6 protein-coding genes and 1 pseudogene are annotated in these 8,860 nt (G+C 63.8%); 2 read left to right on the plus strand and 5 right to left on the minus strand.

The window, feature by feature from the left end:
* The first annotated feature begins 40 nt into the window (after positions 1-40).
* On the plus strand, positions 41-1,414 hold the full coding sequence (locus tag WBF82_RS17095; RefSeq protein ID WP_424384154.1) for an HNH endonuclease signature motif containing protein: 1,374 nt from the start codon (positions 41-43) through the stop codon (positions 1,412-1,414).
* 11 nt (positions 1,415-1,425) lie between these two features.
* Here the strand turns inward: WBF82_RS17095 and WBF82_RS17100 are convergent, their stop codons facing one another.
* Together WBF82_RS17100 and WBF82_RS17105 are read right to left on the minus strand one after the other, a co-directional pair.
* Positions 1,426-2,010 (minus strand): TetR/AcrR family transcriptional regulator, encoded by a 585-nt coding sequence (locus WBF82_RS17100; protein ID WP_424384155.1) that lies wholly within the window; start codon positions 2,008-2,010, stop codon positions 1,426-1,428.
* Positions 2,007-2,417, minus strand: a complete 411-nt coding sequence (locus WBF82_RS17105) for a nuclear transport factor 2 family protein (RefSeq protein WP_424384156.1) — start codon at positions 2,415-2,417, stop codon at positions 2,007-2,009. Before WBF82_RS17105 ends, WBF82_RS17100 begins: the two co-directional genes overlap by 4 nt.
* Positions 2,418-2,647: 230 nt before the next feature.
* Between WBF82_RS17105 and WBF82_RS17110 the strand changes: the two genes are divergently transcribed.
* Complete coding sequence (locus WBF82_RS17110; RefSeq protein ID WP_424384159.1) at positions 2,648-4,135, plus strand: flavin-containing monooxygenase; 1,488 nt, start codon at positions 2,648-2,650, stop codon at positions 4,133-4,135.
* Here WBF82_RS17110 and WBF82_RS17115 read toward each other — a convergent pair.
* From WBF82_RS17115 to WBF82_RS17125, 3 genes and pseudogenes are all read right to left on the minus strand, one after another.
* On the minus strand, positions 4,117-5,022 hold the full coding sequence (locus WBF82_RS17115; RefSeq protein ID WP_424384157.1) for a pseudouridine-5'-phosphate glycosidase: 906 nt from the start codon (positions 5,020-5,022) through the stop codon (positions 4,117-4,119). The genes WBF82_RS17110 and WBF82_RS17115 overlap by 19 nt on opposite strands.
* Positions 5,023-5,028: 6 nt before the next feature.
* Positions 5,029-7,350 (minus strand): amino acid permease, encoded by a 2,322-nt coding sequence (locus WBF82_RS17120; protein WP_424384158.1) that lies wholly within the window; start codon positions 7,348-7,350, stop codon positions 5,029-5,031.
* 111 nt (positions 7,351-7,461) lie between these two features.
* Positions 7,462-8,860, minus strand: a pseudogene (locus WBF82_RS17125) (APC family permease); the annotation flags it as partial.

Raw genomic sequence — 8,860 nt, forward strand, 5'->3', positions numbered from 1 at the left:
GGCACGGCGTTTTGTCGGACCGGCTCGTTATAATACGAACATGCGTTCGAGTGACCGTGAGGAGATCGTGAAGCGCTACGACGCGCTGCACGATGCGATCTCTGATGTGGTCGAAACGTCCTCGGACTCGCTGACCACCCCCGAATACTTCGCGATGCTGGCACGTCTGGAAACGGAGACCCGACGACTGCCCGCCGCCGGTCACGCGTTAATCAACCAGCTGGCCCGGCAGGCCAGCAACGACGAGCTCGGCGGCACGCTGCCACAGGCGCTGGCCAATCGACTGCGCATCAGTCGCGGTGAAGCGTCGCGCCGTATCCACGAGGCCGCAGATTTGGGCGAGCGCACCGGGCTCACCGGTGAGCCGCTGCCGCCGGTGTTGGAGGCCACCGCCGCCGCGCAACGCGAGGGCAACATCGGGGCCGGCCATGTGGCGGTGATCCGGAGTTTTTGCCACCGGCTGCCCGAGTTCGTCGACGTGGAGACCCGGGGGCAGGCCGAGGCGCAGCTGGCCCGGCTCGGCGGCCAGCATCGGCCCGACGAGCTGGCCAAGCTGGCCGACAAACTCACCGACTGCCTTAATCCCGACGGCGACTTCACCGACGAGGACCGGGCGCGACGGCGCGGCATCATCCTCGGCAAGCAAGGCCACGATGGCATGTCCCCAATCTCGGGACATCTCACCCCCGAGGCGCGGGCCACCCTCGATGCCGTGTTGGCGAAACTGGCCGCCCCGGGCATGTGCAACCCCACCGACGAGACACCGTGCCTCGACGGCAACCCGTCCCCAGGCGCCGTCGAACGCGATACCCGCAGCACCGCCCAACGCAACCACGACGCCTTGCTCGCCGCCGCCCGCACCCTGCTGGCCTCCGGCGCACTCGGTCAACACAACGGGCTACCGGCATCGATCATCGTCACCACCACGCTGCAAGAACTCGAAGCCGGCGCCGGGCGCGGCCTCACCGGCGGCGGCACGTTATTGCCGATGTCCGATGTGATCCGGCTGGCCGCCCACGCGCACCACTACCTGGCGATCTTCCACCAGGGCAAAGCCCTGGCGCTCTACCACACCAAACGGCTAGCCTCACCGGCCCAACGAATTGTCTTATACGCCAAGGATCGTGGCTGTTCGTTCCCGAACTGCGACGTGCCGGGCTATTTCTGCGAAGTCCACCACGCCGACCCATGGGCCAAAACCCACACCACCGATATCAACGACCTCACCCTGGCCTGCGGCCCCAACCACAAACTTGCCGAACAAGGCTGGACCACCCGCAAGCTCAAAAACGGCGACACCGAGTGGATCCCACCACCCCACCTCGACCACGGCCAACCCCGCACCAACACCTACCACCACCCCGAAAAACTGCTCCGCCAGGACGACGAAGAAGACGACGACGGGCATCCCTGACCCATGGTCATTTATCCATCGTGAGCGATCTGCTCGAAAAGCCATGCGCCCCAGGCGGCATCGGTTCGCTTACCAGGCAATCCGAGTGCTGTGGAGATCGTGACTAAAAGGCCGGTGGCGAAGAAGGTTCGCACCTCCAGCTCGTCTGCGCCGGTGAGGTCGGTGACTGCACGTTGCAGTGCGAGATGACGGCGGGCGACTGCCTCGCGCACAGCTTCATTTCCGGCCGCAGCATAGCTCTGGAGCATCATCAGCGCGACAGTTCGGTCGCGCTGCAGCAGACGCCGATAAGCATCGCCGAGCATGGTGAGCGGTGCCGCACCGTCGCTGGTGCGTGAGCGGCTGGCAGCTGCCCCGAACGCGGCGGCAATGCGATCGAATGCCGCGTCGACGGCGGCAAGAAAAAGCGCTTGCTTCGAGCCGAACATCTGCACAATGCGCGGATGCGAAATGCCAGCGCGACCGGCGATCGCCTCCAACCGTGTTCCAGCCAGCCCCGTTTCGGCGAACTCGACCGCCGCCGCATCAAGAATCTCGGCACGCCGCACCGATGCTGGCTTTCGCTCACGTACCGGCGCCGCGGCGTCGGCGGTCATCGTGGACGATTTTTCCCAAGCTGGCGCAGCACCAGATCATTGTCATACAGACAGCGATAGGCGCTGATCAGACCGTCCTCGCGAAGCTCTAAGCGATCGTCGCCGTGGAATTCGACCTTCCGACGAGTCGGTGTGTGCGTGCCACTGAACCGCCAGGCAACCAGCACCGCAGGGCGGGCCACGTCGGCATATAGGCCCTCCAGGAAGAATTTGTGGTCAGGGAACGACACATCAAGCATTACTACGAAGTCTCGGATCGCGTCGCGGCCGTGAACCGTGTCGCCGAGCGCTGGTTCGTCGTACACCAAATCCTCTGAGCACAACGCGGCGACAGCGTCGCCGTCATGGTCGTTCCAGGCCTTCCCCCAGCGTTGACAAAAATCTCCGATCGCAGCAGGTTGGGCCATCGCGCCACTAGGTATTGAACTCACACTTTCTAACTTACTAGTTTGTAAGGAGCGATACAAGTCTTGGTCGCTCACCGCATGCGGCGGCTCGATGGCAGATAGTTTGTCGGCGGCGGTTCACCCCGCACCAACACCTACCACCACCCCGAAAAGCCCCAGAGGGACGACCAAGACGACGAAGGACCGTAGAAGTCTTGCCGCAAGGGTTTCGGCAAGCATAGGGTTCGGATATTCACGCACCTGACACGCAGTCCGCCACCGTCAAGTCGGGCGGCCGAGATCCTCGGATCGTGATCGTCGGCGCCGGCATGGCGGGGATCGCTGCGGCTCATGTCTTCCGGCAAGCCGGTTTCACCAACTTCATCATCCTGGAAAAGGGCTCCGACGTTGGTGGTGTTTGGCATTGGAACCGCTACCCCGGCCTGCGATGCGACGTGCCGTCTTACAGCTACCAATACGCGTTCGCACCCAAGCCCGACTGGAAGCACGTATGGGCCACGGGTGAAGAGATTCAGCGTTATCACCACGACCTCATCAAAGCGCTACAACTCGAATCGCATCTGAGGTTGGGCTGCGAAGTGACTTCGGCGGTGTTCGCCGACAACAGATGGAGCGTCTCGACCGCCGACGGCGACGAGATCGACGCGGACTTCGTCGTCGCCGCCACCGGTCTGCTCCATCACCCGTTCATCCCGGACATTCCCGGCCTTGACTCGTTCGCCGGGCCGGTAGTGCACACCGCGCGCTGGACTGACATCGATACCCATGGCAAACGGATTGCCGTCATCGGCACTGGATCGACTGGGGTGCAAGTCTTTTCCGCGCTGCAACCCGATGCTGGCCACATCACCCACTTCGCCCGTACGCCGCAGTGGGTGATGTGGATGCCGATGGGGCTGCGGCAGCCACGCGTGATCGGGCGGCTACTCCGATCGCTGCCCAAACAGGACAAGGCAGTGCGGCTATCGCAACTCGTTGGTTCCGACTACTTGGTCGACTTGGTCACCCGGCCAACCTGGCGACGACGGATGGCCCAGCGTTATGGGTGGATATGTTTACGTACGCTGGTGCGCGACAAGGATCTTCGTGCTCGCCTGACGCCCGACTACCAACCCTTCTGCAAACGGCAGGTGCTTTCCGGCGACTACTACCGGCGAATTTCCAAGCCGAACGCCGATTTCGTCAGCGAGCCGATCGCCGAGATCACTGAAACCGGCCTGCGCACGACCGATGGCGTCGACCACGAGCTGGACGCGATTGTGCTGGCCACCGGATTTCAAGCGCACAACTACATGCGCCCGATGACGCTGCGCGGACGGGACGGACTGTCCATCGATGACGCCTGGGCGAAAGGACCACGCGCCTGGGCAATGACCGCTATCCCGGGATTTCCCAACCTGTTTACCGTCCTCGGACCCAACTCGCCCAGCGGATCGATGTCACTGCAACACGTCGCCGAGTTGACCGCCAGCTACATCACCACATGGCTGCGGCGATTTCGCGACGGCGAGATCACATGCGTCGAAGTGACCGAGGAGGCCACCAGCCGGTTCGCCGACGACGTCGCCGAGGCGATGGGCCCGACGGTCTGGAACACCGGCTGCAACTCGTGGTACTTCGCCGACGACAACCACATCGATCTGTGGCCATTCGACCGCAAGCGGCTCACCCGCATGCTGGCCCAGCCGCACGACGACGACTACATCCTCGCCCCGTAGGCCGCAGCCACCTCCGCCGCCAACCGTGCGTTGGACAGCACCAAGGCGACGTTGGCGGCAATCGACGCGCCCGCCGTCTCGCGATGGAAGAAGTCGAGCAGGAACGGCGTAACGTCCTTGCCGCACATGCCCTTTGCTTCGGCGGCGGCCAGGGCGGCGGCCAGCACCCGGTCGTGTAACGCGCGGTCCATCTCCTCGCTCGGCGCGATGGGGTTCGCCAGCACCAGCCCGTATCCATCGAGGCCCAGTCGGCGTCTGGCCCGCAGCACGTCGGCCACCTCAGCCGGCGTTTCCACCCGCCAACCCACCGGGTGGCCGGAATCGGCGAGGTAGAAGCCGGGGAACCGGTCGGTGCGGTAGCCGATCACCCCGACACTCAGGGTCTCCAGCCGCTCCAGGGTGGCGGCCACGTCCAAAATCGACTTCACGCCCGCGCAGACGACGAGCATGCCGGTGCGGGAGAGCGTCGTGAGATCCGCAGATTCGTCCCAGCTGTCGCGCGCACCGCGGTGCACGCCGCCCAGCCCGCCGGTGGCGAACACCGTGATGCCCGCCGCGGACGCCAGATGTGCGGTCGAGGCGACCGTCGTCGCGCCGTCTCCACCCCGGGCCGCGAGCACCGCGACATCGCGCACGCTGACCTTGACCACCGAGTCGCCCTTCGCGATGCGAAGCAACGCCGCATCGTCCAGACCTATGTACGGCTCGCCACCGACGATCGCAATCGTGGCCGGCACCGCTCCGCCGGAACGGACGGCCTCCTCGATCTCGCGCGCGATGCGCAGGTTGTCCGGACGCGGCAGGCCGTGGCTGATGATCGTGCTCTCCAGCGCGACGACGGGCCGGCCCGCGTCCAACGCGTCCGAGACCTCGGGATGGATACGCACGTGGGTCTACGACTCCTCTGGAACCTCGATGACCTTGTATGTCGGGTCGAGCATTGCTATCTCGCGATTGCCGCTCTGGTTTGCTTTCCCAGTGACGCGCAACACCTGACCCGGCTCGATGTCGTCGCCGTGCCCGGGTCGGAACGTCACGCGGATCTCCCCGCTCTGGTCCCCGACCACGATCCAGCGAGACGTTTTTTGATTTTTCGTGACGTCCTCCACCTGGCTGACTCGGCCTTCGACGGTCGCACGGCGCACTGGGATCACGCTGTTCACCGGGATCACCGCCGCGGGCCGCTCCGGGTGTTCGTAGTCGTCCACGGTCCGGTTTTCGCTTCGCAAAATCCGGGCCTCGACCTTCTCGACCTCCTGCGCAATACGGGTTTCCATGAGATCCGGGAAGGCTTCGCGGATCCGAGACTGTACGTCGTACGGCACGATCGTGGCGGCGGCATCCGGAATCCGGCTGACAGCACGGGAGATCTTGTCCGCGGTCCGGTCATGCAGCAGCCGTCCCAGCACTGGCGCATAGGTTCTTCGTGGCAATAACACCGTCACGTTGGTGTGCGGATGCTCGTTTTGCGCCTTGACGACCAGCGCGTGCAGGGCCCGGATGATCTGTCGGTCCGGGCAATCCACTACCCGAAGCCGGGTGTCGAGATCGAAGCTGTCCCAGCGGTCTCGCAATCGCGCGGCATGGGTGGCGTCGACCATGAAATGCACCGCGATCAAGTCGTCGGCGCGCAGACCTCTTCCGTAGCGCAGCGCCTCGAGCACCGCGAGGTCAACCGAGTTGACCAAGACAAACACCCGATGGCGGGCATACTTCACCAACTCCGGGCGGTCGGTGCGGAAGGCCTCGAGGATCGCGGCCTCGGCGCGATACTCGCGGTTAAGCCGTATCAGCCCCATTACCAGCAACGGGAAGACGAGGACGACCAGCCAGGCTCCTTCGGTGAACTTGGCCACCGCGAAAATGCCGACCACGACCGTCGACAGGATCGCTGCCGACAGGTTGATCACCAACCTGTGCAGCCAGCCCGATTCACGGTGCGTGAGATGGTGTTTGGTCATTCCGTAACCAGCCATCGAGAAGCCGGTGAACACGCCGATCGCGTAGAACGGCACCAACGCGTTGACCGATCCCCCGGTAACCACCAGCAGGGCCACCGACAGCCCGGTCAGCGTGATGATGCCGTTGGAGAACACCAGGCGGTAACCGCGCGTCATGAGTTGACGGGGCAGGAAGCGGTCTTCTGCAACGAAACTGGCCAGCGCCGGAAACCCGTTGAAACTGGTATTGGCGCCGGTGTACAAGATCGCCGCGGTCGCTACTTGGACCAGAATGTACATACCGTTGCCGATGACCCCGTTGCCGAACACAGCCCGGGCCACCTGCGAGAGCACCGAGGGATATTCGTCGAGAAACGGTGCGGCGTGCGTGGCGTAGGTGAGATAGCCGACCCCGGCCAACAGGAAACCCAGGATGCACGCCATTGCGGTGAGGACCCGCCGCGCGTTGATGTTCTGCGGTTTGCGGAAGACAGTGACGGTGTTAGAGATGGCCTCTACCCCGGTCAGCGACGATCCGCCGTTGGCGAAAGCCCGCAGTATCACCAGAATCGTTGCGCCCATCACCAAACCGTTGCCGGAATGGACTGACACCGTTCCGTGCGGGTAGTCGGGACCGTATTGCGGTAGGCCCCAGAAGATATGGCGGACAACGCCGGTGACGATCATCAAGCCGACCATCACCACAAAGGAGTAGGTGGCAATCGCGAAGGGCAGGCCGGCTTCCTTCAATCCGCGCAGGTTCACATAGCAGATCAGGAGCACCACTGCGACCGTGATCTCCAGGCTGTAGGGCCCCAGCACGGGCAGCGCCGAGGCCACGGCCACCGTGCCCGCCGCCGACTGCACGGCCACCGTGACGACGTAATCGATCAACAGTGCCGCCGCAGCGACTTGCGCTACCCGGGGACCGAAGTTCTCCCGTGCCACGATGTACGAGCCGCCTGCTTTGGTATAAGCCATCACGACCTGCCGGTACGACGCGGCAACCAGCACCAGGATCAGCAGGATCACACCCATGATGGGAAGCAATAAGACAAACGCGGCCAATCCGGCCTGGGGTAGCAACTCGGTCAGGATCTGCTCTGGACCGTAAGCGGTCGATGAGATTGCATCGGGTGAAAGTGCACCCAGTGCAATGGGATTCGACAATCTCTCGGAAGACAGCTCTTCGGTGATCAGCGGCTTGCCGAGAAAGATTCGCTTACACAGGTCTGAAAAAGATAGCGGTACGTCTTGCTCACCTGGTGCAGTCACGACCACATTCCCTTTTCAGAGGTTCGGCGTCCCCCGAGAAGTCTAAGCCGCCTGGATACCGACTGGGTGCTAGTCGGCTTCGGCCGGCAACATTCCCGTCTCGTCGGCGGTTTCACGCCTCACCCGCTCGGCCAACGCGTCGGGGTCCACCCGCGCGATCCGCGACTCGACGTCGTAGGGCACGATGATCGCCGTCGCACCCTGGATTCGGCTGACAGCGCGGGCCATTTTGTCGGCGGTGCGGTCATGCAGCAGCCGGCCCAGCAGCGCCGAATACGTTCGACGCGGCAACAGCACCGTCACCTTGGTGTCGGGATGTTCCCTCTTCACCGCCAGGACCAGCTCCTGTGCGGCCCGGCTCAAATGGCGATCGGGGCAGTCGATCACCCGCAGCCTGGTGTCGTGCTCGAAGTGGCGCCAGCGCTCCTGCAATTGAGCAGCATGATCGGCGTCGACCACGAAGTGCACCGCGGTCAACTCGTCGGCGTGTAGCCCCTTGCCGTAGCGCAACGCCTCGACCTCGGCGAGGTCGACCGAGTCGACGAAAACGAAAACCCGCAGCCGGGCGTACATGGCCAACTCGGGACGCTCGGTGCGCGACATCTCCAGCACCGACGCCTCGGCGCTGTACTGCTGGTTGAGCCGTATCAAGCCATATACCAGGATGGGGAAGACAAGGACCACCAGCCAGGCCCCTTCGGTGAACTTGGCCACCACAAAGATCCCCACCACGATCGTCGACATGATGCCGGTAGACAGATTGACCAGCACCTTGCGTTGCCAGGCGCGCTCGCGGTGGGTGTAATGGTGTCGGCTCATGCCGAAGCCGGCCATCGCGAACGCGGTGAACACGCCGATCGCAAAGAACGGCACCAAAGCGTTGACCGAGGCGCGAGTCACCAGCAGCAGCGCCACGGCCAGCACGGTGAGCGTGATGATGCCGTTGGAGAACACCAACCGATGACCGCGTTTGGTCAGCGGCCGCGGCAGAAAACGGTCCTCGGCAACGAAACTCGCCAACGCGGGAAACCCGTTGAAGCCGGTGTTGGCGCCGGTGAACAAAATCGCCGCGCTCGACGCCTGGACCAAGAAATACAGCACATTGCCGATCGGCCCCTGGCCGAAAACCGCCCGGGCGATCTCCGAGAGCATCGACGGGTATTCATCCATATACGGTGTGGCATGGGTGACGAAGGCCAGCCAGGACACCCCGGCCAACAAGAACCCGAGGATTACAGCCATCAGGGTCAGCACCCGACGGGCGTTGTAGCCCTGCGGCGAACGAAAGACGTTGACCGTGTTGGAAATCGCCTCAACCCCAGTCAGCGACGTGCCGCCGTTGGCGAACGCGCGCAACACCACCAGCACCGTGGCCCCCATCACCAGCCCGCCGCCCTGATGGATTGGCACAGCTCCGACAATGTGCTCCGGGTTGTATCGCGGTAGGCCCCAGAAGAGTTCGCGAATGAGGCCGGTCACGATCGTCAGGGTGATCATGATGACGAAGGCG

The organism is Mycobacterium sp., assembly GCF_049673265.1.
Taxonomy (GTDB): domain Bacteria; phylum Actinomycetota; class Actinomycetes; order Mycobacteriales; family Mycobacteriaceae; genus Mycobacterium.

Excerpts from the sequence above, each read along its gene's own strand:
- WBF82_RS17095 (WP_424384154.1), top strand. The coding sequence starts at position 41 with ATGCGTTCGAGTGACCGTGAGGAGATCGTGAAGCGCTACGACGCGCTG.
- WBF82_RS17100 (WP_424384155.1), bottom strand. The coding sequence starts at position 2,010 with ATGACCGCCGACGCCGCGGCGCCGGTACGTGAGCGAAAGCCAGCATCG.
- WBF82_RS17105 (WP_424384156.1), bottom strand. The coding sequence starts at position 2,417 with ATGGCCCAACCTGCTGCGATCGGAGATTTTTGTCAACGCTGGGGGAAG.